22 protein-coding genes are annotated in these 21953 nt (G+C 72.1%); 11 read left to right on the plus strand and 11 right to left on the minus strand.

From position 1 onward, the window contains the following. Positions 1-60 precede the first annotated feature (60 nt). Both ACIBG7_RS31610 and ACIBG7_RS31615 read right to left on the minus strand, forming a co-directional pair. Positions 61-2910, minus strand: a complete 2850-nt coding sequence (locus tag ACIBG7_RS31610) for an AAA family ATPase (RefSeq protein ID WP_357920178.1) — start codon at positions 2908-2910, stop codon at positions 61-63. Positions 2911-3023: 113 nt separating this feature from the next. Next, positions 3024-3176 (minus strand): hypothetical protein, encoded by a 153-nt coding sequence (locus ACIBG7_RS31615; protein WP_357920181.1) that lies wholly within the window; start codon positions 3174-3176, stop codon positions 3024-3026. Between the two features lie 201 nt (positions 3177-3377). Between ACIBG7_RS31615 and ACIBG7_RS31620 the strand changes: the two genes are divergently transcribed. The 5 genes from ACIBG7_RS31620 to ACIBG7_RS31640 are packed head-to-tail and all read left to right on the plus strand — an operon-like array spanning position 3378 to position 7710. Continuing rightward, positions 3378-4301 carry a hypothetical protein gene (locus tag ACIBG7_RS31620; protein WP_397338550.1) on the plus strand — a complete coding sequence of 308 codons (924 nt, stop codon included), beginning with the start codon at positions 3378-3380 and terminating at the stop codon, positions 4299-4301. Positions 4302-4348: 47 nt separating this feature from the next. After that, positions 4349-5278 (plus strand): deoxyribose-phosphate aldolase, encoded by a 930-nt coding sequence (deoC, locus tag ACIBG7_RS31625; protein WP_357920187.1) that lies wholly within the window; start codon positions 4349-4351, stop codon positions 5276-5278. Then, entirely contained in the window at positions 5278-6705 is a 1428-nt protein-coding gene (locus tag ACIBG7_RS31630) for an aldehyde dehydrogenase family protein (protein WP_357920190.1), read from the plus strand. Before deoC ends, ACIBG7_RS31630 begins: the two co-directional genes overlap by 1 nt. Continuing rightward, positions 6695-6865 (plus strand): hypothetical protein, encoded by a 171-nt coding sequence (locus ACIBG7_RS31635; protein ID WP_357920193.1) that lies wholly within the window; start codon positions 6695-6697, stop codon positions 6863-6865. The genes ACIBG7_RS31630 and ACIBG7_RS31635 overlap by 11 nt, the downstream gene beginning before the upstream one ends. Continuing rightward, entirely contained in the window at positions 6862-7710 is an 849-nt protein-coding gene (locus ACIBG7_RS31640; RefSeq protein WP_397338551.1) for an aldehyde dehydrogenase family protein, read from the plus strand. Before ACIBG7_RS31635 ends, ACIBG7_RS31640 begins: the two co-directional genes overlap by 4 nt. 54 nt (positions 7711-7764) lie before the next feature. Here the strand turns inward: ACIBG7_RS31640 and ACIBG7_RS31645 are convergent, their stop codons facing one another. Next, positions 7765-8028, minus strand: coding sequence for a zinc-binding dehydrogenase (locus ACIBG7_RS31645; RefSeq protein ID WP_397338552.1), 264 nt, complete (start codon positions 8026-8028; stop codon positions 7765-7767). A gap of 170 nt (positions 8029-8198) precedes the next feature. Next, a complete protein-coding gene (locus ACIBG7_RS31650; protein WP_397338553.1) occupies positions 8199-9656 on the minus strand; it encodes an amidase in 1458 nt (485 codons plus the stop codon). Between the two features lie 48 nt (positions 9657-9704). On the opposite strand from ACIBG7_RS31650, the gene ACIBG7_RS31655 reads away from it, so the two are divergent. Beyond that, a complete protein-coding gene (locus ACIBG7_RS31655; RefSeq protein ID WP_397338554.1) occupies positions 9705-10886 on the plus strand; it encodes a pyridoxal-phosphate dependent enzyme in 1182 nt (393 codons plus the stop codon). On the opposite strand, the gene ACIBG7_RS31660 is transcribed toward ACIBG7_RS31655, so the two are convergent. The 3 genes from ACIBG7_RS31660 to ACIBG7_RS31670 are packed head-to-tail and all read right to left on the minus strand — an operon-like array spanning position 10879 to position 14194. Then, positions 10879-11565 carry a hypothetical protein gene (locus ACIBG7_RS31660; RefSeq protein WP_397338555.1) on the minus strand — a complete coding sequence of 229 codons (687 nt, stop codon included), beginning with the start codon at positions 11563-11565 and terminating at the stop codon, positions 10879-10881. The genes ACIBG7_RS31655 and ACIBG7_RS31660 overlap by 8 nt on opposite strands. Further along, a complete protein-coding gene (hrpB, locus tag ACIBG7_RS31665; RefSeq protein WP_397338556.1) occupies positions 11562-13877 on the minus strand; it encodes an ATP-dependent helicase HrpB in 2316 nt (771 codons plus the stop codon). Before hrpB ends, ACIBG7_RS31660 begins: the two co-directional genes overlap by 4 nt. Then, on the minus strand, positions 13874-14194 hold the full coding sequence (locus tag ACIBG7_RS31670) for a metalloregulator ArsR/SmtB family transcription factor (RefSeq protein ID WP_357920213.1): 321 nt from the start codon (positions 14192-14194) through the stop codon (positions 13874-13876). Before ACIBG7_RS31670 ends, hrpB begins: the two co-directional genes overlap by 4 nt. A 64-nt stretch (positions 14195-14258) precedes the next feature. Between ACIBG7_RS31670 and ACIBG7_RS31675 the strand changes: the two genes are divergently transcribed. Beyond that, positions 14259-15389, plus strand: coding sequence for an MFS transporter (locus ACIBG7_RS31675; protein ID WP_357920215.1), 1131 nt, complete (start codon positions 14259-14261; stop codon positions 15387-15389). On the opposite strand, the gene ACIBG7_RS31680 is transcribed toward ACIBG7_RS31675, so the two are convergent. Next, positions 15356-15943 carry a TetR family transcriptional regulator gene (locus ACIBG7_RS31680; RefSeq protein ID WP_357920218.1) on the minus strand — a complete coding sequence of 196 codons (588 nt, stop codon included), beginning with the start codon at positions 15941-15943 and terminating at the stop codon, positions 15356-15358. The two genes, ACIBG7_RS31675 and ACIBG7_RS31680, sit on opposite strands and share 34 nt — an antisense overlap. A 74-nt stretch (positions 15944-16017) precedes the next feature. On the opposite strand from ACIBG7_RS31680, the gene ACIBG7_RS31685 reads away from it, so the two are divergent. After that, positions 16018-17001: a hypothetical protein gene (locus tag ACIBG7_RS31685; protein WP_397338557.1), complete on the plus strand. Its 984-nt coding sequence runs from the start codon at positions 16018-16020 to the stop codon at positions 16999-17001. Here ACIBG7_RS31685 and ACIBG7_RS31690 read toward each other — a convergent pair. Then, positions 16953-17786 (minus strand): undecaprenyl-diphosphate phosphatase, encoded by an 834-nt coding sequence (locus ACIBG7_RS31690; RefSeq protein ID WP_357920224.1) that lies wholly within the window; start codon positions 17784-17786, stop codon positions 16953-16955. The two genes, ACIBG7_RS31685 and ACIBG7_RS31690, sit on opposite strands and share 49 nt — an antisense overlap. Positions 17787-17900: 114 nt before the next feature. Here ACIBG7_RS31690 and ACIBG7_RS31695 point away from each other — a divergent pair, with 114 nt between their 5' ends. The 3 genes from ACIBG7_RS31695 to lipB all read left to right on the plus strand — a co-directional run bounded on the left by ACIBG7_RS31695 (position 17901) and on the right by lipB (position 19289). Further along, on the plus strand, positions 17901-18410 hold the full coding sequence (locus ACIBG7_RS31695) for an HAD domain-containing protein (protein WP_357920227.1): 510 nt from the start codon (positions 17901-17903) through the stop codon (positions 18408-18410). A gap of 63 nt (positions 18411-18473) precedes the next feature. Further along, a complete protein-coding gene (locus ACIBG7_RS31700) occupies positions 18474-18644 on the plus strand; it encodes a PspC domain-containing protein (protein ID WP_357920231.1) in 171 nt (56 codons plus the stop codon). Positions 18645-18653: 9 nt separating this feature from the next. Continuing rightward, the gene (gene lipB / locus ACIBG7_RS31705) at positions 18654-19289 is read left to right on the plus strand and encodes a lipoyl(octanoyl) transferase LipB (RefSeq protein ID WP_397338558.1); all 636 of its coding nucleotides are present in this window, start codon (positions 18654-18656) and stop codon (positions 19287-19289) included. On the opposite strand, the gene ACIBG7_RS31710 is transcribed toward lipB, so the two are convergent. Together ACIBG7_RS31710 and ACIBG7_RS31715 are read right to left on the minus strand one after the other, a co-directional pair. Beyond that, a complete protein-coding gene (locus ACIBG7_RS31710) occupies positions 19286-20809 on the minus strand; it encodes an amino acid permease (RefSeq protein ID WP_397338559.1) in 1524 nt (507 codons plus the stop codon). The two genes, lipB and ACIBG7_RS31710, sit on opposite strands and share 4 nt — an antisense overlap. Beyond that, on the minus strand, positions 20806-21684 hold the full coding sequence (locus ACIBG7_RS31715) for a phosphotransferase (protein WP_397338560.1): 879 nt from the start codon (positions 21682-21684) through the stop codon (positions 20806-20808). Before ACIBG7_RS31715 ends, ACIBG7_RS31710 begins: the two co-directional genes overlap by 4 nt. Between the last annotated feature and the right edge of the window lie 269 nt (positions 21685-21953).

A 21953-nucleotide genomic window follows, 5' to 3' on the forward strand; every position in this document is an offset into this window, starting at 1 on the left:
AGGGCGTGGATGGTTGACACCGAAGGTCGCGCACTTTCCCGGAGACCGGAGCCGGGACGGCTAGGACAGCAGGGAGAGCCGGTGCGCGGCGGCGGCGGCCTCGCCGCGGCTGCCGACGCCGAGCTTGGCCAGGATGTTGGACACGTGCACGCTGACCGTCTTGGCGGAGATGAACAGCTCCGCGGCGATGTCGCGGTTGCTGCGGCCCAGGGCGACCAGGCGCAGGACCTCGACCTCGCGGGGGGTCAGCAGCTCGGGGGTGTCGTGCTCCTCCAGGGCCGCGCCGACGCGCCGGGCGAGGGCCTCGATCTCGGTGAGCAGCGGCGTGGCGCGCAGGGTCACCGCGAGCGGGTGGGCGGTGCGCAGCCGGGTGGCGGCGCCGTCGCGGTCACCGGCGTGCGCGGCGACGCCGGCGGCGTACAGCAGGGCCTTGGCCTGCGGGTGCGGCCGGCCGAGCCGGGACCAGGCGGCGGCCGCGGCGTCGAAGTCGCCGGAGAAGGTGAGCTGGTAGGCCCCGGCCACCGGGCCGGACACCCGCAGCGTCTGGGCGAGCTCGCGGGCGCGGGCGAGCACGGCGGCGGCCCGGGCCGGCTCGACGACCGCGGCGGCGTCGCAGACGAGCCGGATCACCGTCAGCAGCCGCCAGCCGAGCATGGCCTTGCTGGAGAGCTTGCTGGCCAGGAACCGTTCGCAGACGGCCAGTGCGGAGGCGGGGTCGCCCTTGAACAGGTGCCAGCCGATGTGCAGCCGGGTGTTGCTGGTGAAGTCCTGGAGGAGGTCCTGCGGGATGTCCTTGAGCGCGCCGAGCTCGGCGAGGATGCCCTCGACGAGGTCGAGCTCGCCGCGCGAGAGCGCGATGTCGGCGCGCACCCGCTTGAGGTGGCGCAGGTCGTGCGCGCTGGGTCCCAGGCTCATGGCGCGGTCGAGGGTCTCGACGGCCTCGTCCCAGCGGCCGAGCGATTCGAGGGCCTCGGCGCGGTTGTTGAGGATGAACGCGCCGCTGTGGCGGAGCCTGCCGTACTTCTTGGCCAGGTCGACGCCCTCGTCGGCGAGGTCGAGCGCCTCGGCGGAGCGGCCGAGGTCGTTGAGGGTGTCGACGGCGTTGGCGATGGCGCGCAGGATGACGCGGCCGTTGTTCTCGGCCTCGCCCAGCCGGCGGGCGCGGATGACGGAGTCGAGGGTGGCGGGGAGGTCGCCGTCCATGGAGGTGCCGAGGGAGAGGTTCATTAGGAAGTCGGCGCGCAGGCAGGAGTCGTCGAGCTCCTCGGCCAGGCGGAGCCCCTCGGTGGCGAGCTGCGTGCCCTCCTCTATCTCGCCGCGGAGCATGAGGTGCTGGCTCATCCGTTCGAGGACCTCGGCGCGGGCCTGGCCGGGCTGCGGGACCAGGCCCAGGGCGTAGCGGAAGTCGCCGGTGACGCCCTGCTTGCCCTTGTGGATCTGCAGGGCGGCCCAGCGGACGGTGAGCTGCGCGACCCGCTCGGGCTCCGCGGTCTCGTCGAGCTGCTTGAGCGCGGCCTTGACGAACTTCATCGCCTTGTCGATCTCGGCGCCGGCCTGGGCGGAGATGGCGGCCTTCTCCAGGACGTGCGTGGAGTCGGTGCCGGTCAGCTCGGCGGCGTCGGGCACCTTGTCCCAGAGCATGAGGACGCGTTCGAGCAGCGGGATGGCCTCGGTGTAGGCGAAGGCCTTGAACGACTTGCGCGCGGCCTCCCACGCCGAGACCAGAGCCTGCTCGTCGTTGCGGGCGCTGTACCAGTGGTGCGCGAGCTCGACGGCGGCGCGGCCCATCGGCACGAGGCGGCGGTTCTTGGAGATCTCCTCGGCGTAGCGGGCGTGCAGCCGCTGGTGCTCGCCGGGCAGGAGCTCGTCGTGCACGGCCTCGCGGATCAGCGCGTGCCGGAAGACGTAGGCCCGGTTGTCGGCGATCTGCAGGACGTTGCCGGCGATGGCCGGGCGCAGGGCGCTCTCCAGCTCGAGGTCGGAGAGCTGGCTGACCCGGGCGAGCAGCGTGTGGCCGACCCGGATCCCGCCGGCGGCGGCCATGCGCAGCACCCGCTGGGTCTCCTCCGGCAGCCGCTCGACCGCGGCGAGGATGAGGTCCTGCATCGACTCCGGGAACGAGCACTCCGAGCCGCCGTCCAGCAGGGCCTCGACGAACAGCGGGATGCCCTCGCTGCGCTCGTAGACCTTCTGGACCCTGGTGTAGGCGGGGACGGCGCCGAGGATGCCGGCCATCTGCTCGGCGACCTCGTCGCGCGACAGGCGGGGCAGGTCGAGCCGGAGCACGCCGTCGACCCGGCCGAGCTCGGCCAGGACCGGCCGGAGCGGGTGCTGGCGGTGCAGGTCGTCGGAGCGGTAGGTCAGCACCATGAGCACCTGCGCCGAGCGCAGGTTGCGGCTGAGGAAGGCGATCAGGTCGCGGCTGGAGCGATCCGCCCAGTGGATGTCCTCGATCACGAGGATGGTCGGGCGCGTCTCGGAGACGCGCTCCAGCAGCGTCAGGAACTGCTCGAACAGCCGGGCGCGGCCGGCGTCGGTCTCGCCGTCGCCGCTGGGCTCCCCGAACTCGGGCAGCAGCCGGGCCAGGTCGCGGCCGGCCCCTTCGGGCAGGAGCGCGGCGACCTGGCCGGTGCTGGTCTCGCGGACGAGCTGGCGGAGCGCGGCGGTGAAGGGGGCGTAGGCGAGGCCCTCGGTGGACAGCTCGACGCACCCGCCGAACAGCACGTGGGCGCCGCCCTGGACGGCGTGCTCGGAGAAGCGCTGCACGAGCCGGGTCTTGCCGACTCCGGCCTCGCCGCCCACCAGTACGGCTGTCGCCGTGCCCTTCCGGGCCTCGTCGTAGGCCTCGGAGAGGATCGAGAGTTCGTCCTGCCGCCCGACGAAGACCGGGCTTACCGAACGTCCCAGCATGTCGTTAAGCATCGCATGCCTTTTGATGAGCTTTCGACGGGTTTACCAGCAAGATCACGGGGGCTTTGAGGCCCGGCCGCGAGGGAGGATGCGGCCGGGCTCTCTTGGCGTGGTCATGACTCGTCGGAGTGGCGCTTGCCGAAGACCGAGCGGCGCTCGGACTTCTGGTCCTTCTGGGCCTCCTTGACCCGGCGGTGCTTCGCGGCGGCCCGCTGAAGCTCGCTGACGTGGGACTTGATGAGCTGGTATTCGAGTTCTGCGTTCATGTCTTAAAGCTTCGCGCTAAGGCCGGGACCCGGGCATCGGGCGGATGTCCTATCTCTTGCCGAACCATCGGCTTAGAACTACCTAGGACACGCCGCACGCAGCCCTAAGGCAGGCCACCATGGGGTGCCGTGAGGCTCCTTATGATCATCTCGTTGCTCGTTCCCCAGCCTTCCGCCCCAGCTCAGGACGGTGGCTGGCGAGTGTCTAGGGCATCGAGCCCGGGTGTGCTGGGCGGCTACCAGGAGGTCGGCGCCAGCCGTACGGACGAGGCCTGGGTGGTCCGCACGGGCCGCCCCCTGCTGCTCTGGAACGGCCGGACGTGGCGCAGCCAGGGCGGCGCCGAGGCGCCCTACCTGGTGCGCGGGCACGGCCCCGAGGAGGTGTGGCGCTTCAACGAGAGCGTCGAGCAGGTGACCGTCTGGCGGTGGAACGGCCGCAGGTGGAGCAGCCTGCCGATCCCCGAGCCGGGCGCGCACGCGACCGCCGCGGTGGTCCCGGCCAAGGGGGAGTGCTGGGCGGCGGGGCTGCGGTTCGGCGCGCAGGGCATGCGGGACGTGGTGTGGCACCACGCCGGCGGCCGGTGGCGTACCGTCGCCGCGCCGGTGCCCCTGACCGACTTCGCCGCCGTCTCCAGCTCCGCGGTGTGGGCGCTGAGCAGCTACGAGGGCGGCCCGTCCGCCTCGATCCTGCGCTGGGACGGCCGGCAGTGGGCGCCGGAGCACCTGCCGCCGCTGGAGTTCGCGGAGCTGGCCGACATCGTGGCGCTGGCCGAGGACGACGTCTGGGCGGTCGGCGCGATCGTGGTCCGCCGCGACGGCGTGCGCTCGCTGCGCGAGGCGCTGGTCCTGCACTGGGACGGTACGGCGTGGCGGCGGGTCCAGCACCGCCCGGCGGCCACGGGCTACACGGCCGCCGCGCCCGACGGGACCGGCGGCCTGTGGCTGGCGACCGAGTCGGCCGAGGGCCCCGACACGCTCACCCGCCACCGCCGTGGCGCCTGGGAGTCGGTCGCGCTGGGCCTGCCGAAGGCCCAGGTCAAGGGCCTGGCCAACGTTCCGGGCAGCACCCGGATGTGGGCCACGGTGGACGCCGACGGCGAACAAGTGATCCTCTCGTACAAGTGAGTTTGGAATCATCGGTCCCGGTCGGCGATGCTGTGAGGGTGTCAACTGTGACTACTCCGCTCGCCGACGTCGCGTCTTCCAACGCGACGTTGCGAGCATTCCTGCACGGCCTGCCCGGTGTCGACCGGGTCGGCGCGGACCAGCGGGCCGCCATGCTCGGCACTCGCTCGATCAAGACCAGCGCGAAGGCGCAGGCCATCGACCTGGCCATCTCCATGGTCGACCTGACCACGCTGGAGGGCGCCGACACCCCGGGCAAGGTCCGGGCGATGTCCACCAAGGCGGTGCACCCCGGCGGGGACGCGCCTCGCGTGGCCGCGGTCTGCGTCTACCCCGACCTGGTCCACGTCGCCGCCGAGACGGTCAAGGGCTCGGGCGTCAAGGTCGCCTCGGTCGCCACCGCCTTCCCCAGCGGGCGCAGCTCGCTGGAGGTGAAGGTGAGCGACACCGCGCTCGCGGTCGCCGCCGGGGCCGACGAGATCGACATGGTCATCGACCGCGGCGCCTTCCTGGCCGGCGACTACGTCAAGGTCTTCGAGGAGATCCGCGCGGTCAAGGCCGCCTGCGGCGACGCGCACCTGAAGGTGATCCTCGAGACCGGCGAACTGGCCACCTACGACAACGTCCGGCGGGCGTCCTGGCTGGCGATGCTGGCCGGCGGCGACTTCATCAAGACCTCGACCGGCAAGGTGCAGCCCGCCGCGACGCTGCCGGTGACCCTGATCATGCTGGAAGCGGTGCGCGACTTCCGCGACGCCACCGGCGTCCAGATCGGCGTGAAGCCGGCCGGCGGCATCCGCACCACCAAGGACGCCATCAAGATGCTCGTCCTGGTCAACGAGACGGTCGGCGACGACTGGCTGTCGCCCGACTGGTTCAGGCTCGGCGCCTCCACGCTGCTCAACGACCTGCTCATGCAGCGGCAGAAGCTCACGACCGGGCGCTACGCCGGTCCCGACTACTTCACCTTGGACTGATGATGTTCGAATACGCACCTGCGCCGGAGTCGCGCGACGTCGTCGACATCAAGCCGTCCTACGGGTTGTTCATCGACGGCGAGTTCGTGGACGGGTCGGGCCAGGCCTTCAAGACCATCAACCCGGCCTCCGAGGAGTCGCTGGCCGAGGTGGCCGCGGCGAGCGAGGCCGATGTCGACCGGGCCGTCCAGGCCGCCCGCAAGGCGTTCGGCGGCTGGTCGGCGCTGCCCGGCGCCGAGCGCGCGAAGTACCTCTTCCGCATCGCCAGGATCATCCAGGAGCGCGCCCGCGAGCTGGCCGTCCTGGAGAGCCTCGACAACGGCAAGCCCATCCGCGAGTCGCGCGACGTCGACCTGCCGCTGGTCGCCGCGCACTTCTTCTACTACGCCGGCTGGGCCGACAAGCTCAACCACGCCGGCTTCGGCTCGAATCCGCGCCCGCTGGGCGTGGCCGGGCAGGTCATCCCGTGGAACTTCCCGCTGCTCATGCTGGCGTGGAAGATCGCGCCCGCGCTGGCCTGCGGCAACACCGTGGTGCTCAAGCCGGCCGAGACCACCCCGCTGACCGCGCTCGCCTTCGCAGAGATCTGCGTGCAGGCCGAGCTGCCGCCCGGCGTGGTCAACATCGTCACCGGCGCGGGCGAGACCGGCGCGGCCCTGGTCGCGCACCCCGACGTCAACAAGGTGGCCTTCACCGGCTCCACCGAGGTCGGCAAGCTCATCGCCCGCTCGGTCGCCGGCACCGCCAAGCGCGTGACGCTGGAGCTCGGCGGCAAGGCGGCCAACATCGTCTTCGAGGACGCGCCGATCGACCAGGCGGTCGAGGGCATCGTCAACGGCATCTTCTTCAACCAGGGCCACGTCTGCTGCGCGGGCTCGCGGCTGCTGGTGCAGGAGTCGGTGTACGACGAGGTGCTCGCCTCGCTCAAGCGCCGCGTCTCCACGCTGCGCGTCGGCGACCCGCTGGACAAGAACACCGACATCGGCGCGATCAACTCCGCCGAGCAGCTCGCCAAGATCCGCGAGCTGTCGGAGATCGGCGAGTCCGAGGGCGCCGAGCGCTGGTCGCCCGCCTGCGACCTGCCCGAGCGCGGCTTCTGGTTCCCGCCGACGCTCTTCACCGGCGTCGCCCAGTCGCACCGCATCGCCCGCGACGAGATCTTCGGCCCGGTCCTGTCCGTGCTCACCTTCCGCACCCCGGCCGAGGCCGTGGAGAAGGCGAACAACACGCCGTACGGCCTGTCGGCCGGCGTGTGGACGGAGAAGGGCTCGCGCATCCTGTGGATGGCCGACCGGCTGCGCGCCGGCGTCGTCTGGGCCAACACCTTCAACCGGTTCGACCCCACCTCGCCCTTCGGCGGCTTCAAGGAGTCCGGCTACGGCCGGGAGGGCGGGCGGCTGGGTCTGGAGGCCTACCTTGACGTGTGAGTACAAGAAGAAGACCAGGCGCCGCCGCCAGGCCACCCGTGGCAAGGCGTTCGCGCGGGCCGGGCGTCCGGTCCGCACGGGCTGGTTCGCGCACCGCTGCGGAGTGAGCCGCTGCGGTCAGATCTTCGTGCCGGTCCGGCCGATCCAGGAGCCACGATGAGCAGGCTGTCCGTCCGCAAGACCTACAAGTTGTTCATCGGCGGGGCCTTCCCCCGGTCGGAGAGCGGAAGGTCCTACGCCGTGACCTCCTCCAAGGGCGACTTCCTCGCCAACGCCTCGCGCGCCTCGCGCAAGGACGCCCGCGACGCGGTCACCGCCGCGCGCAAGGCCTTCCCCGGCTGGTCGGGCGCGACCGCGTACAACCGCGGCCAGATCCTCTACCGCATCGCCGAGATGCTGGAGGGCCGCCGCGCGCAGTTCGTGGACGAGCTCGGCGTCGGCAAGAAGGCCGCGCTGGAGCAGGTCGACGCGGCCATCGACCGCCTCGTCTGGTACGCCGGGTGGTCCGACAAGATCACTTCTGTGTACGGCGGAGCCAACCCGGTCGCCGGCCCGTACTTCAACCTCTCCACCCCCGAGCCCACCGGCGTCGTCGCGGTGATCGCCCCGGCCGATCCGCTGCTCGGCCTGGTCTCGGTCGTCGCCCCGGTGATCGTCACCGGCAACACCAGCGTGGTCGTCGCCTCCGAGCCCGCCCCGCTGGCCGCGATCACCCTGGCCGAGGTGCTGGCCACCTCCGACCTGCCCGGCGGCGTGGTGAACATCCTCACCGGCCGCCAGGCCGAGCTGGCCCCCTGGCTGGCCTCGCACATGGACGTCAACGGCCTCGACCTCAGCGGCGTGGCCGCCCCCGAGCTGGCCGTCGAGTGCGAGGTGGCCGCGGCGGACAACCTCAAGCGGGTGCTCCGCGGCCCCGCGGAGGCGGACTGGGTGGCCGAGCCGGGTCTCGACCGGATGACCCGCTTCCTGGAGACCAAGACCGTCTGGCACCCCGTGGGCGCCTGACGGCAGCGCGGTGGAGGGCCCGGCCTGGGATCCCAGGCCGGGCCCTCGGCATGGTCAGCGGGTCATCAGCAGAAGCGACTTGCCCACCGTGCGGCGCTCCTCCAGGGACAGATGCGCCTCGCGGGCGCGCTCCAGCGGTAAGGTCGCCCCGATCGAGGGCCGGATGCGCCCTTCGGGGGTCAGCCGCAGCGCCTCGCCGAGCAGTTCCCGGACGGCGTCCGGGCTGAGGCGCCGGTCGGTGATCGCGTTGTGCAGCGACACCCCTCGCGCGGCGGCCTCCTCCGGGTCGGGCTCGGCGAAGCCGCCGCGCGTGCTCATCGCCCAGCGAGCGCACCAGGGCGACCTTGGCCTCGCCGCGCGCCCGCGGCCTCCGGGCTGCCCAGGCCCGCGGGGGACCGAACGCCTCCACCTGGACGACACGCATGGTGCTCGCCTTCCTTCACATCGGAACTCAGGCGCTCAGCGTGTTCCCTCAAAGCGACTTGAGGTCAAGCCGAGTAGCCGGGCGCGTGTCTGGGCCAGGGGCGGGAGGCTTCGAGCTGGGCGGCCATGCCGAGCAGGTGCGGTTCACCGCCGGGCGGGGCGACGAGCTGGACGCCGATCGGCAGGCCGGTGCTGTGCGTGGCGAAGGGGACGGTGAGCGCGGGCCAGCCGCACATGTTCCAGGCGCCGGTGGCCGGGGCGTAACGCACGTTGACCAGGACGTTGCGCAGCAGGCCGCGGCGCCCCCAGCGGTCGGCGCGGGGCGGGACGGTGGCGAGGGTCGGGGTGACCAGCACGTCGACGGTGTCGAACCACTTGTCGGCGGCGTAGTCGCTCCAGCGGGCCCGGCCGCGGGCGCCGTCGAGGTTGAGGGACCGCAGCAGGCGGCCGGCCCGGGCCAGGGCACGGGTGCGGGGTTCGAGGCGGGTGCGGTCGAGCTCGTCGGCGTCCTCGGCGGCGCAGGCGAGCCAGGCGGCGACGGTCGCGGGGCCCAGCCAGACCGGGAGCCGGCGCGAGCGGTCGAGCGCGGTGTGCCCGGCGACGCGCAGCGCGTCGGCGGCGGCCCGGGCGGCGGCCTGGAACTCGGCGTCCACCGGCAGGCCGGGCGGGAGCGGCTGGGGGCTGACCGCCACGCGCAGGTCGAAGGGCTCGGGGCTGGTGCGGTTCAGGTCCTGGGGGGCGCGGAAGGCGTAGTCCTCGTCCTCGTCGGCCCAGACCGAGCGCAACATCCGGGGGGCCGGTTCGGTGCGCGTGCCGTACCGGTGGGCGTCGGTGAGGCCGGGGTCGGCGGCCAGCACGGACAGGGTGAGGGCGAGGTCGGCGGCGGTGGTGGCGATGGGGCCGTTCTCCGACAGGCCGCGCCAGGGGTGCGTGGGCGGCGGGACCAGGCCGGCGCCGGGCTTGATGGCCAGCACGCCGCAGGCGGCGGCGGGGATGCGCAGCGAGCCCATGCCGTCGTTGCCGAGGGCCAGCGGGACCATCCCGGCGGCGACGGCAGCCGCGCCGCCGCTGGAGGAGCCGCCCGCGGTCCTGGTGAGGTTCCAGGGGTTACGGACGGTGCCGAAGTGGCTGTCGCCGGTGCCGACCAGGCAGAGCTCCGGGACGTTGGTGAGGCCGACGATCACCGCGCCGGCGGCCCGTAACCGCTCGACGGCGGGATGGTCGTGCGCGACCGGGACCTTCGAGGTGGCGCGGGAGCCGTTGCGCGGGGCCTCGCCGGCGACCTCCAGGTTGTCCTTGACCGCGACCGGCACCCCGGCGAGGGGCAGGTCCGGCAGGTCGCGGCGGTCCTGGAGGGCCCGTGCCTCGTCGAGCGCCTGTTCACGGACCACGCGGAAGGCGTTGACCGCCTGGTCGCGCTTGGCGATGACGTCGAGGTGTTCACGGACCACGGTGACGGCTGAGACCTCGCCCTGCCGTACCGCCTCCGCGATCTCTGTCGCTGGTCTTCCGGCCCATGACATGTCCTGATTTTGGCCCCATGTCGGTGGCGTCGCATAGCCTCGTCCGTCATGACGTCGCTTGCTGTTGCGCAACGGTCCCTGGGTGACCCGGCGCAGACCTTCCCGTTGTGGCCGCCGCTGACCTCCGGGTGCCCGGTGACCAGCACCGCCGAGCTCGCCTTCCCCGTGGAGGTCGACTACTCCTACGCCGATCTTTCGCCGGAGTTCCGGAACGTGCGCTCGGGGCCGGACATCGCGCGCTGGCAGGAACTGCTGCCGCCCCTGCACGCGCCGACGCTGGGCGAGGGCGGCACGCCCTTGCTGGAGGTGGACGGGGTGTTCGTCAAGGACGAGTCGCGCAACCCCACGTGGTCGCACAAGGACCGTCTCAACCGGGTGACGGTGAGCGCGGCAGTGGGCGCGGGCGCGCCGGGCATCGTGGTGGCCTCCTCGGGCAACCACGGCGCCTCGGCCGCGGCCTACGCGGCTCGGGCCGGTCTTGACGCGATCGTGCTGGGCTCGGCGGAGTCGCCCCCGGCCGTCCAGGACTTCCTGCGCGCCTACGGGGCGAAGGTGTTGTCGGTGCCGGCCGAGGGGCGCTGGCCGCTGATGCGGCAGATCGTCGAGCGGCTGGGCTACCACCCGGTCAGCAACCTGACGGTGACGCACACCGGGCACCCGTTCGGCCCCGAGGGCTACAAGAGCATGGCCTACGAGCTGCACGACCAGCTCGGCCGGGCCCCGGCGGCGGTCTTCGTGCCGACCGGGTACGCCGAGCTGCTCTACGGGCTGTGGAAGGGCTTTCGCGAGCTGCGCGAGCTGGGGATCGCGCAGAGCGCGCCGAGGCTCTACTCCTGCGAGTCGGCGGTCAACGCGCCCCTGGCGCGCGCCTTCGCCGACGGGGTCGCCGCGGCGAAGATCAGCTACACGTCCGGTTCCCTCGCCTACGCCATCGGCGCGGGCGTGAGCGGCTACCGCGGCGTCGTCGCGCTCCGGGAGAGCGGCGGCGCGGCGCTCACCTTGACCGACGACGAGCTGGTCGCAGCCCGGCGGCGGCTGGCCGGTCAGGGCCTGTGGGCCGAGGTGTCGAGCGCCGCGGGCCTGGCCGGGTACCGGCAGCTCGGCGAGGAGTTCGACGGGCCGGTGGTCTGCGTGTCGACCTCCAGCGGCTTCAAGGACATGGGGGTCGGCACCGCCGTACCCGAGACGGTCGAGGCGAGCTGGGCGAGCGTCGAGCGGCTGCTCACCTGATCCAGACGCGCAGCGGGCCGGTGGTGGTGAAGCCGAAGGCGAGCGGGGCCGCCAGCTCGTCGGCGCCCTCGTAGCCGACCAGGGCCTGGCCGGGGAACAGATCCGCGGCCAGCGCCAGCGTGCCGGCCCAGGCGGCGTCGATGTCGCACGCCGAGGCGAAGACGTTGGAGACGCCGACGACCTCCTCGGAGGCGTTGAGCACCGACCCGCAGGCGATCTCGCCGTCGATCCGCGCGCACAGCAGCACAGCCTCGTCCAGCACCGAGGGCAGGAACAGGCCGCCCTCCGGCCACATCGGGAAGCACGCCCGCTCCCACTCGCGCACGTCCCGCGCGACCTCCCACTCCAGCGGCGTGCCGGTGCGGGCGCGCAGGTCGGCGGGCGCGGGCCGCGGCTCGCGGTGGATCCACTGCGCCTCGAAGAGCACCCGGAACCCCGCGCCGGTCAGGTCGAGCGTGGCGAAGCTGTCCTTCACCGAGGCGTCCGGTCCCAGGTCGATGTACGGCAGGACGTCCTCGGCCCGCGCCTCCGGCGACAGGGTGACGGCGTCCGGGTAGAGGACGGGCGTGCGGTGCGCGTTGGTCCAGGCGCGTTCGCCGAAGACGCCCGGGCGGCCGTGCGCCCGGCACATCAGGTCGCACCACTCGGCGTTGTTGCGTGCTGCCTGCTGGGTCGTCACGTCACGTCCTTGAGGGGGTCCTCCGGCCAGCGATGGCGCGGATAGCGGCCGCGGAGTTCGGCCCTGACCGCACGGTATCCCTCCCGCCAGAAGGACGCGAGATCCGCGGTGACCGCGGCCGGGCGGCCCGCGGGGGACAGCAGGTGGATCAGCAGCGGTACACCGGCGATCCTGGGCGCCTCGGTCCAGCCGAACAGCTCCTGGAGCTTGACTGCGAGCACCGGCTGGTCGCCGGAGTAGTCGAGCCGGATCTTCGCGCCGCTCGGCACCTGGACGCGTTCGGGGGCGACGGCCTCCAGGCGCTGGTTCCAGGGGACCAGCCGGCGCAGGGCCTGGGCGACGTCGATGCGGGCCAGGTCCTTGCGCCGCCGGGCCCTGGACAGTTCCGGCTCCAGCCACCGGTCGGCCAGGGCGATCAGGTCGCTGACGTCCGGCCACGGGTCGCCCAGGGCGCGGTGGCAGAACGCCAGCCGCTCGCGCAGGGCCACCGCCTCGCGGGTCCAGGTCAGCACCTCGCCCGTGCGCAGGCCGGCCAGCAGGGCCTCCCGGACGTCGGCGTCCTCCAGCGGTCGTTCGCCGAGCTCGATCGCGCCCAGTCTGGTCACCCGCCGGGCCACCACATCGCCGTCGCGCCACGCGACCTCGTCGGTGGTCGTGGGGTCGAGCGCCTGGCGGGCGGTCTCCTCGTCGATCACCACCGCCTGGCGGATCCGGGCCGAGGCCGCGCCCGTGGGCCGGTCGGCGACCGCGATGGCCAGCCATTGCGCCGTGCCCAGCCGGGAGCCCTCGGGCAGCTCCGCCCGGGTGCCGGAGGCCATCAGGTAGCCCCCGCCCCGCCGCCTGGCCACCCGCTCGGGAAACGCCAGCGCCACAGCGAGGCCCGCCACCTGCTCGTCCTTGTCGGGTACGGCGGAGCCGCCCCGCCCGGTCGAGCGCTCCAGCCGCTTGACCTCCTGCCGCCAGCGAGCCGCGAACCCGTCCCCGCCCCGGCGCGCCGTACGCCAGAGCTCGACCAGATCGTCCCCGGCCTCCCGCGGCAACTGCTCCGACAACAACGCCACCACACCGGCCGCCCGCGGCCCGACCTCCAGCAGCGCCCGAGCCAGCCGCGGATGCACCCCGGCCAGTGCCATCCGCCGCCCCAGCCCGCTGACCCGCCCCTCCTCCAGCGCACCGAGCGCGTGCAGCACCTTGAGCGCCGCGGCCATCGCCGCCCCGGGCGGCGGATCGAGCAGGGCCAGTCCGGCCCCGTCCGGCGCCCCCCAGCAGGCCGCCTGCAGCGCGAACCCGGTCAGGTCGGCCAGCGCGATCTCCGGCTGCGGCTGCTCGGCGAGCCGCTCGTGCTCGGCCTGCGTCCAGCACCGGTACACCACCCCGGCCGCCTCCCGCCCAGCCCGCCCCGCCCGCTGGGTGGCCGCCGCCCGCGAGACCCGCACGGTGACCAGCGAGCCGAGCCCCCGCGCGTGGTCGGTGCGCGGCTCGCGGGCCAGCCCCGAGTCCACCACCACCCGCACGCCGGGAACGGTCAGGCTCGACTCGGCGACCGAGGTGGCCAGCACGACGCGCCTGCGCTCGCCGGGCCGCAACACCGCGTCCTGGGCCTGCGCCGGGGCCCGGCCGTGGATCTGCAGCACCTCCAGGCCGCCGAGCTGGGCGGCGACCCGGCGGATCTCGCCCACGCCGGGCAGGAAGCAGAGCACGTCGCCCTCGTGGGTCTCGATCGCCTGCCGTACGACGGAGGCCACGTGCGCGAGCAGCGCGGGATCGACGCGCAGGCCGTGGGGCGGCGCGACGGGCCGGGGCGGCGGCGCCCACACGGTCTCGACCGGGTACGCGGAACCCGTGCCGACGATCACCGGCGCGTCGCCGAGCAGCCGGGACCAGGGCGCGGTGTCGGCGGTCGCGGAGGTGGCGACCAGGCGCAGGTCAGGCCGGAGCGTCTCGTGTACGTCGAGCAGGAAGGCGAGCGCGGTGTCGGCGTCGAGGTGCCGCTCGTGGCACTCGTCGAGCATGACCACGTCCACGCCCGGCAGCTCCGGGTCGCGGTGCAGGCGCTGGAGCAGCACGCCGGTGGTGACGACCTCGACGCGCGGGTCGGCGCCGGTGACGCGCTCGCCGCGGATGGTGTAGCTCACGCCCATGCGCCGGGCCGCGGCCCGGACGGCCAGCCGGCGCGGCTCGGCGACCAGCACGCGGTAGCCGGCGTCGGCCAGCGCGAGCGGGACGACGGTGGTCTTGCCGGTGCCCGGCGGCGCGGTCAGCACGGCCCGGCCGCCGTCGGGCGCGAGGGCGGCGAGCAGGTCGGGGATCACGGCGTGCGGTCGAGTGCCGCCGCGAGGACGGAGTCGAGCAGGCCGGGGAAGCGTTCCTCCAGGTCCGCGCGGCGCAGGCTCAGGTACTTGCGGCGCCCGTCCTGCCGGGTCAGCACGACGCCGGCCTCGCGCAGGATCCGGTAGTGGTGCGACATCGTCGACTTGTGCAGCCCGGTGTCGACGCCCAGCCTGAAGCAGGTCTCCTCGCCGTCGCGGTCGAGGCGGGCGACGAGGTCGAGCCGCACCGGGTCGGCCAGCGCGCGGAGCACCTCGGTGAGCTGGATCTCCGTGGTGGCCGGCTGCGGGAGCAGGGACATGCCAACCAGCTTAGGTCAGTTGGAAGGTTTGACAACAATCCAACAATAAGTCACCGTGACAAGCGTGATTCGCCGCCTGTATCCCCTCGCCATAGGGAATTTCGCGATCGGCACCGGCATGTTCGTCACCGCCGGCCTCGTCCAGCCGATCGCCCGTGACCTGGACGTCTCCCCGGCCGCCGCCGGGCAGATGATGACGGTCTTCGCCCTGTCCTACGCGGTGCTCTCGCCCGTCCTGGCCGCGTTGAGCGCTCGCCTGTCCCGCCGGACCGTCCTGGTCGCCGGCCTGGTCGTCTTCATCGTCGGCAACGTGCTGACCGCGCTGGCGCCGAGTTTCGGCCTGGTGCTGGCCACCCGCGTGCTCGCGGCCATCGGCGCCGCCCTGTTCACCCCCACCGCCTCGGCCGTGGCCAGCGCGCTCTCCCCGCCGGAACGGCGCGGCCAGGCGCTCGCGCTGGTGATGGGCGGGCTGACCATCGCCACCGCGCTCGGCGTGCCGCTGGGCACCTGGCTCGGCGCCACGAACTGGCGCGCGACGTTGTGGCTGGTGGCGGGGCTCGGCGTGATCGGCCTGATCGGTGTCGCCACCCAGGTCCCGGCCCTGCGGCTGGAGGCCTCCGGGCGGATCCGCGACCGCTTCGCGCCTCTGGCCGACCGGGGGCTGCTCGCCGTACTGATCACGCAGTTGCTCATCTTCGCCGGCGCCTTCAGCGCCTACACCTACCTCGGCGCGCTGATCGACCTGCCGCTGCCGGCCGTGTTGTGGGCATGGGGGATCGGCGCCATCGTCGGCACGCACTTCGGCGGACGGCTGACCGACGCCTACGGCCCGCGGCGGATGGTCTTCCTGGGCATGGCCGGGGCGACCGCGCTGATGGCGCTGACGCCGCTGGCCAACCTCTCGCTGGCGGTGGGCCTGGTCTGGTCGTTCCTGTGGGGGGCGCTGGGCTGGCTGCTCGGACCGTCGCAGCAGTACCGCACGGTGGCCGCGGTGCCGCACAACGTGCCGGTCGGGCTGGGCCTGCTCTCCTCCAGCCAGTACGTCGGCTTCTTCTTCGCCGGCGTCGCCGGCGGCCTGGCCCTGGAGTGGTACGGCAGGCCGGGCGTGATCGTGCTGGCGGCCGGGCTGGGTGTGGCCGCCCTGGTGTTCACCTTCGTGACCTACCCCGCGAAGTCGACGGCTCCGGTCAGGTAGCGCTGCAACGTCGGCCCCACGCTCGCCACGAGCGCCGGGGCCGGCATGGAGGCGAGCGGCTCGATCCGGATCACGTACCGCAGGACGGCCAGGCCGAGCAGTTGCGTGGCGGCCAGCACGGCCCGCTCCTCGGGGTGGTCGGCGCCGAGCCGCTCGATCAGCGGGCGCAGCAGTTCCCCGCGCATGAGCTCCTTGAGCAGCTCGGCGGCGGCGGGTGTGGACGTGGCCGCGGTGATCACCGCGAGCATGAGCGGGCCCTGCTCCGGGTCGGACCACAGCTCCAGGTAGCGGGTGATCAGCCGCTCGCCGAGCTGTCCCGGGTCGCCGTCGAGCGCCGCCTGCAGTTGCCGGATCGGCATCGCGCCGCCCTTGATCGCGGCGTCGAACAGGCCGTCCTTGGTGCCGAAGAAGTGCATGACCAGCGCCGGATCGACGCCGGCCTCCCGTGCCACGCCCCTGATGGTCGTCTTGCCGTACCCGTGCTCGGCGAAGGCGGCCATGGCCGCGTCGAGGATCGCCTCTCTGGTCTGCGAGGTCCCGGATCGCCTGCCCATGGGGGCTATTCAACCATGGTGAATTGAGCTACCTTCAATTCAACACAGTTGAAATCATCAGGTGGTGAGTTTCAGTGCGCAAAGTCATCGGCGCCATCGTGGGCGTCACTTTGCTCGGCCTGCTCTTCGCCGCGTCGTTCCTCGGCGCCTTCAGCAAGCCCGCCCCGCACGACGTCCCGGTGGGCGTCGTCGGCCCGGCCCCGGTCGTGGAGCAGCTCTCGGCGACCCTGGCCAAGGTCAAGCCCGGCGCCTTCGAGCTGACCGGCTACGCCTCGGCGGAGACCGCGCGGCAGGCGCTGCTCGACCGGGAGCTCGACGCGGTCCTCGACCCGCAGGCGGGCAAGCTCGTGGTGGCCTCCGCGGCCGGACGCACGGGCGCCAACGTGATCACCGCGGCCTTCCAGGGCGCGGCCCAGGCCCAGGGCAGGCCGCTGACGGTCGAGGACGCGGCCCCCACCGCCCCCGCCGACGCGGGCGGCATCGCGGGCATGTTCTTCACGCTCAGCCTGGTCATCCCGGGCGTCGCGCTGGCGGTGCTGCTCTTCCAGCTCGCGCCCCGGCTCGGCTTCGGCGCCCGCACCGGAGCGCTCGCGCTGGGCGCGCTGGTCGCCGGGTCGGCCACCGCCTGGCTGGCGCACTCGGTCTTCGAGGTGCTGCCCGGCGACTACTGGGCGCTGGCCGCGATCTCCTCAGGCCTGGTGCTGACCATCGCGCTGGTCGGATCCGGGCTGGTCAAGCTGCTCGGACCCGGCGGCGTCGGGCTCGCGGCGCTGCTCTTCGTCGTCGTCGGCGTCCCGGCCAGTGGCGGGCCGCTCGGCGCGCGCTACATCCCCGAGTGGTACGCGGCGATCGGCCACTACCTGCCGGTCGGGCCCGGCGCCGAGGCGATCAGGAACGTGGTGTTCTTCGACGGCGCGGCGCTGGCCTGGCCGCTGACCGTCCTCGGCGTCTGGGCCCTCGTCGGGCTGGTCCTGCTGGCCCTGCCGGGACGCGGCAGGGCCGCCGAGCCTCAGCCGGCCGGCAGGGGGTCGATCCAGCCGAGCGCCACGGCCAGGTAGATGAACAGGCCCAGGGCCACCCGGTAGACCACGAACAGGGTGAACTTGTGGGTGCTGATGTACTTCAGGAACCACGAGACCGCCAGGTAGCCCACCACGAACGAGATCACGGTGGCCAGGATGGTCGGCCCCCAGTCGGGCGCACCCGTCTCGCCGATGTCGGTGAGCTGGTAGACGCCCGAGCCGAGCACCGCCGGGATGGCGAGGAGGAAGGAGTAGCGCGCCGCCTCCTCGCGCCGGTAGTCGAGGAACAGACCGGCGGTGATGGTGCCGCCCGAGCGGGAGACGCCGGGGATGAGCGCCAGCGACTGGGCCAGACCGTAGATCACCGCGTGCAGGGGGTTGAGGTGCTTCTCCAGGGTGAGCTTGTTGCGGGCCGTACGGTCGGCGAAGAGCAGGATGAGGCCGAAGACGATCAGGGTGGCGGCGATCAGCCGCAGGTCGCGGAAGACGCCCTCGATCTCGTCCTCGAACAGCAGGCCCAGCACGACGATCGGCAACGTGCCGATGATCACGTACCAGCCCATGCGGGCGGCGGGCTCACCCCGCAGCTCCGGCTTGAACAACGCGAGCGTCCAGGTCTTGATGATCTCCCAGATCTGCTTGCGGAAATAGATCAGCACGGCCGCCTCGGTGCCGAGCTGGATCACCGCGGTGAACGCCGCCCCGGGGTCGTCCCAGCCGACGAACGCCGAGACGACGCGGATGTGCGCGCTCGACGAGATCGGCAGGAACTCCGTAAGTCCCTGGAGCAGTCCGAGAACCACCGCTTCCAACCAGCCCACGTGGCAACACCTTTCACGAACCGGGATCGACAAGCCAGGGTAGTGGAACGCGGTCGGGCCGGGCGCTCGGTCGAAAGGTTGATACCGGTGAGCGCATGCCGGGAGAATCGCCTCATGTACGGGCGCCCGCTGCTGCTCGTCGACGTCGATGGCGTGCTCAACCCGTTCTCCACGCAACCGGGCTTCAGACGCTATGAGTGCACGATCGGCGAGGAGCACTACACGGTCCATCTCAACCCGGCGCACGGCGCCTGGTTGATGGAGCTCGCCCTGGCCGCCCGCGCGGAGCTGACCTGGGCGACGACCTGGGAGGAGTCGGCCAACGAGTGGATCGCGCCGCGGCTCGGGCTGCCGCGGCTGCCCGTGGTGCCGCTGGCGCACGACGCGCCCAGCGAGCTGGGTGAGATGTTCAAGACGCCGCACGTCGCGAAGTACGTGGGTGACCGGCCGTTCGTGTGGTTCGACGACCACGTCTTCCTGGAGGACGAGGAGTACCTCAGGGGCTATCAGGGGACGGGTCAATTTCTGCTCGTCAACGTCGAGCCGCGGCGCGGGCTGACCAGGGAACATCTCGAAACGGCCCGCGAGTGGCTGTCCCTGACAGGGTTTTCTCAGGGTCCGTAGTGGAACGAAGGGAGCCTGGGTGTCCGTTTTCCTAGGCGAACACACGAACACACGGAGGAGAGCATGCACCGCTCAAGCAAGCACAAGGTTCTCGGCGGCGTCTGTGGCGGGATCGCCGAGTCGCTGGGCTGGTCGCCCACGCTCGTGCGCGTCCTGTGGCTGCTGGCCTCGCTGCTGCCGGTCGTCGGCTGGGTCCTCTACGTCGTGCTCTGGATCGCGTTGCCGCTGAGATAGCCTCGAAGCATGAGGCAACGCCCCCTGACGCTGATCCAGGACGACCTGGTCGACTACGACCAGGCGATGGAGCGGATGCGGGAGCTCGTCGGCGAACGCCAGCGCGACGAGCGCCCCGACACCCTCTGGTTGCTCAGCCACCCGCAGGTCTTCACCATCGGCCGGCGGACCCCTATGGACCACCTGCCCGACCCCGCCAAGGGCATCCCGGTCGTCGAGACCACCCGGGGCGGGCAGCTCACCTACCACGGCCCCGGCCAGCTCGTCGGCTACCTGATCGTCAAGCTCGGCGAGGGCGAGGGCATCGTCGACTACGTGCGCGAGGTCGAGCTGCGGCTCGTCGAGGCGCTCGGGAAGCTGGGCCTGCCGGCCGAGCGCCGCGACACCCCGCCCGGCTCCGAACTGCTCACCGGCGTCTGGACCGCCGAGACCGGACGCAAGATCGTCTCGATCGGCATGCGGCAGAGCCGCGGCGTCACCAGCCACGGGTTCGCCCTCAACGTCAACGGCGACCTGGAGCCCTGGCACTGGGCGGTGGCCTGCGGGATGCCGGACGTCGACATGACCTCGGTCCAGCGCGAACTGGGGCGGACCTCGATGGACGAGGTCCGCGCCGCAGTCGTCACCGCCTTCGAGGCGGGTTAGGGAGCCGGCACCTCGTCCACGTTGCGACGGGGTCCGGTGAACCACTTCCTCGCCGACAGCGTCCACCACAGCCCGATGCCGAGCAGGACGACGCCGACGGCGATGGGCGCGTAGTTGACCGCCTTCCAGTCGAAGTCCTCGCTGAACGGCACGCCCGCCGGGGAGACCGGCATGATGAAGTAGATCGAGATGATCACGATCTCGACGATCGCGATCAGGTTCAGGACCCTGTACTTCGACCCGAGCGTCCACGGGCCGGCGACGAACGCGTCGCCCATCCGCCAGCGCAGCCAGATCGGGATGAGGAAGGCCAGGTAGAGCCCGATCACCGCGATCGACACCACCGCCAGGAACGCGGTCGGGGTGACCGTACCGGGAGGGGCGTAGAGCGCCGGCAGGGTGATCACCAGGGCGGCGAGGCAGCCGCCCAGGATCGCCGCGACCGGCGTGCGGTTCCGGTCCACCCGCGACCACAGCCGCCAGCCCGGCACCGCGCCGTCACGCGAGAAGGCGTAGGTCATCCGCGACATCGACGTCACGCAGCTCATCCCGCAGAAGAACTGGCCGATCGTCGAGATGCCGAGGATCAGCGTCGCCGGGACCACGTCGAGCGCCGAGTTGAAGATGGCCACCACCTGGCCGCCGCCCTTGTTGATCGCGTCCACGTCGGTGGCCGCGAACAGGAAGGCCAGCAGCACGATCCAGCCGCCGATCGCCGAGTAGAAGATCGACTGCCAGAGCCCGCGCGCCGCCGAGTGCGCCGCCCCCTTCGTCTCCTCCGACACGTGCGCGCAGGCGTCGAAACCGGTGATCGTGTACTGCGTGAGCAGGAAGCCCAGCGGCAGCACGTAGAACCAGAACGGCAGGCCGCTCGTGCCGTCGCCGAACCCGGAGTTGTTGATCGTCTCGGTGAAGACGAACGACGCCGACTGGTGCCGCTCCGGCAGGAAGACCAGGATGCCGACGACGACCGCCGCGCCGACCACGTGCCACCAGACCGAGATGTTCTGCAGCAGCGAGATCAGCCGGTGGCTGTAGATGTTGATCAGCGCGTGCAGGGCCAGGATCGCCACGAAGAACAGGAACACCCGCAGCAGGCTCGGCTCCCAGGCGGTGAACTGCGTCAACGTCAGATCCAGGAACGTCGCGCAGCCGTAGTCCACCGACGCGGTCACCGCGATCAGGCCGACCAGGTTCAGCCACCCGGTGAACCAGCCGTGCACCGGCTTGCCCAGCTTGGCCGCCCACCAGTAGATGCCGCCGGCCGTCGGATAGGCCGAGACGAGCTCCGACATGGACAGGCCGATGATCAGGATGAAGATCGAGATGATCGGCCAGCCCCACGAGATGGCGACCGGCCCGCCGTTGTTCCACGCCTGGTAGAAGGTGGTGAAACAGCCCGCGAGGATGGAGATGATGGAGAAGGAGATGGCGAAGTTGGAGAAGCCGCTCCACGTCCGCGCCAGTTCTTGCTTGTAGCCGAGCTCGGCGAGCCGTTTCGCGTCCTCGTCGACTGTCATGGGGGGTGTCTCCTTGTCTGATCGATGAGCTGGCCGAAGGACGGGTCGTCCAGATCTCGTACGGCACGCGCGAACTTCTCCGCCGCCTCGGCGGCGTAGTCGAAGGCGCCCTGCCTGGCCATGAGCCCGTGATGGACCGAGAACCACAACGTCCACGTCACGTTCGACATGATCAGGAAGAGCCGGACCCTCGCCTCGTCGATGCCGTACGCCCTGGCCAGCCTCGCCGTCCGGTCAGGGTCGAAATCCGCCTCCGCCGCTATGTCGCCCAGCTCGAAGGCCGGATCGTTGTTGCCCGAGAGCTGGTAGTCGACGATCCGGATGCCGTCCGCGGTGGCGATGAAGTTGCCCGCCAGCAGGTCGTTGTGGCACGGGACGGTCGGCACCCGCGGCATCGCGCGCTCGATCTCCTCGACCGCGGGGAGCACGTCGTCGTAGCCGTCCGGCCTGCTCAGGCCGTACTGCCGGCAGATCTCCCGGAACTGCCGCAACTTGTCGAAGATCGAGAAGTCGTTCACGAATCGCGGGCCGGCGTGCAGGACCTTGCAGGCCTTCGCGATGCCCTCGATGTTCGCGGCCACCCCGGCCGCGTCGAGCGTCACCCCCTCCACGTACTCCAGCAGCAGCGTCCCGCACTCCGGCCAGCTCGCGACGATCGACGGACCCACGCCCGTGCGGGCGGCCAGCTCGGTGTTGGCGATCTCCTGCTCCAGCGGGATCCCCAGACCCGCCGCGCAGACCGCCGGATCCAGCACGCGCAGCACCCACTGCCGCCCGTCCTCGCACTCCACGCGCGAGACGCGATGGCTCAGGCCACCCTTGATCGGAACCTCGTGAACCGGTCGCCCGGCCCACGCTGCGACGAGCTCCAGCATGCGGACTCCTTTTGGCCTACGTTTAGACCATTCCTGGGCGGCGGGCTAGGTGTTACATCGCCGGTTTGATCACGCGTACTCGGCTAGATTCCACAACCCTCCGGAAAACTTGGCCCTCCGCCACGCACTTCTGGCCCTTTCCGGGGCTTCGGTCCTTCGCGAGGGCGCTTCGCGCATTTGGAGCTTCGGTCTGCGCTCCCCGGGCCTGGGGCGACCCGCAGGCTGGGGAGTTCCGGGGGTTGGAAGCCGGTGACCGGGCGCACGGCTCC

The sequence above is a fragment of the Nonomuraea sp. NPDC050328 genome, from assembly GCF_044459405.1.
Classification (GTDB): Bacteria; Actinomycetota; Actinomycetes; order Streptosporangiales; family Streptosporangiaceae; genus Nonomuraea.

Coding starts and splice junctions, on each gene's coding strand:
- ACIBG7_RS31610 (WP_357920178.1), bottom strand. CDS start 2,910: ATGCTGGGACGTTCGGTAAGCCCGGTCTTCGTCGGGCGGCAGGACGAA.
- ACIBG7_RS31615 (WP_357920181.1), bottom strand. CDS start 3,176: ATGAACGCAGAACTCGAATACCAGCTCATCAAGTCCCACGTCAGCGAG.
- ACIBG7_RS31630 (WP_357920190.1), top strand. CDS start 5,278: ATGATGTTCGAATACGCACCTGCGCCGGAGTCGCGCGACGTCGTCGAC.
- ACIBG7_RS31640 (WP_397338551.1), top strand. CDS start 6,862: ATGAGCAGGCTGTCCGTCCGCAAGACCTACAAGTTGTTCATCGGCGGG.
- ACIBG7_RS31645 (WP_397338552.1), bottom strand. CDS start 8,028: ATGAGCACGCGCGGCGGCTTCGCCGAGCCCGACCCGGAGGAGGCCGCC.
- ACIBG7_RS31650 (WP_397338553.1), bottom strand. CDS start 9,656: ATGTCATGGGCCGGAAGACCAGCGACAGAGATCGCGGAGGCGGTACGG.
- ACIBG7_RS31655 (WP_397338554.1), top strand. CDS start 9,705: ATGACGTCGCTTGCTGTTGCGCAACGGTCCCTGGGTGACCCGGCGCAG.
- ACIBG7_RS31670 (WP_357920213.1), bottom strand. CDS start 14,194: ATGTCCCTGCTCCCGCAGCCGGCCACCACGGAGATCCAGCTCACCGAG.
- ACIBG7_RS31680 (WP_357920218.1), bottom strand. CDS start 15,943: ATGGGCAGGCGATCCGGGACCTCGCAGACCAGAGAGGCGATCCTCGAC.
- ACIBG7_RS31695 (WP_357920227.1), top strand. CDS start 17,901: ATGTACGGGCGCCCGCTGCTGCTCGTCGACGTCGATGGCGTGCTCAAC.
- ACIBG7_RS31700 (WP_357920231.1), top strand. CDS start 18,474: ATGCACCGCTCAAGCAAGCACAAGGTTCTCGGCGGCGTCTGTGGCGGG.
- lipB (WP_397338558.1), top strand. CDS start 18,654: ATGAGGCAACGCCCCCTGACGCTGATCCAGGACGACCTGGTCGACTAC.
- ACIBG7_RS31710 (WP_397338559.1), bottom strand. CDS start 20,809: ATGACAGTCGACGAGGACGCGAAACGGCTCGCCGAGCTCGGCTACAAG.
- ACIBG7_RS31715 (WP_397338560.1), bottom strand. CDS start 21,684: ATGCTGGAGCTCGTCGCAGCGTGGGCCGGGCGACCGGTTCACGAGGTT.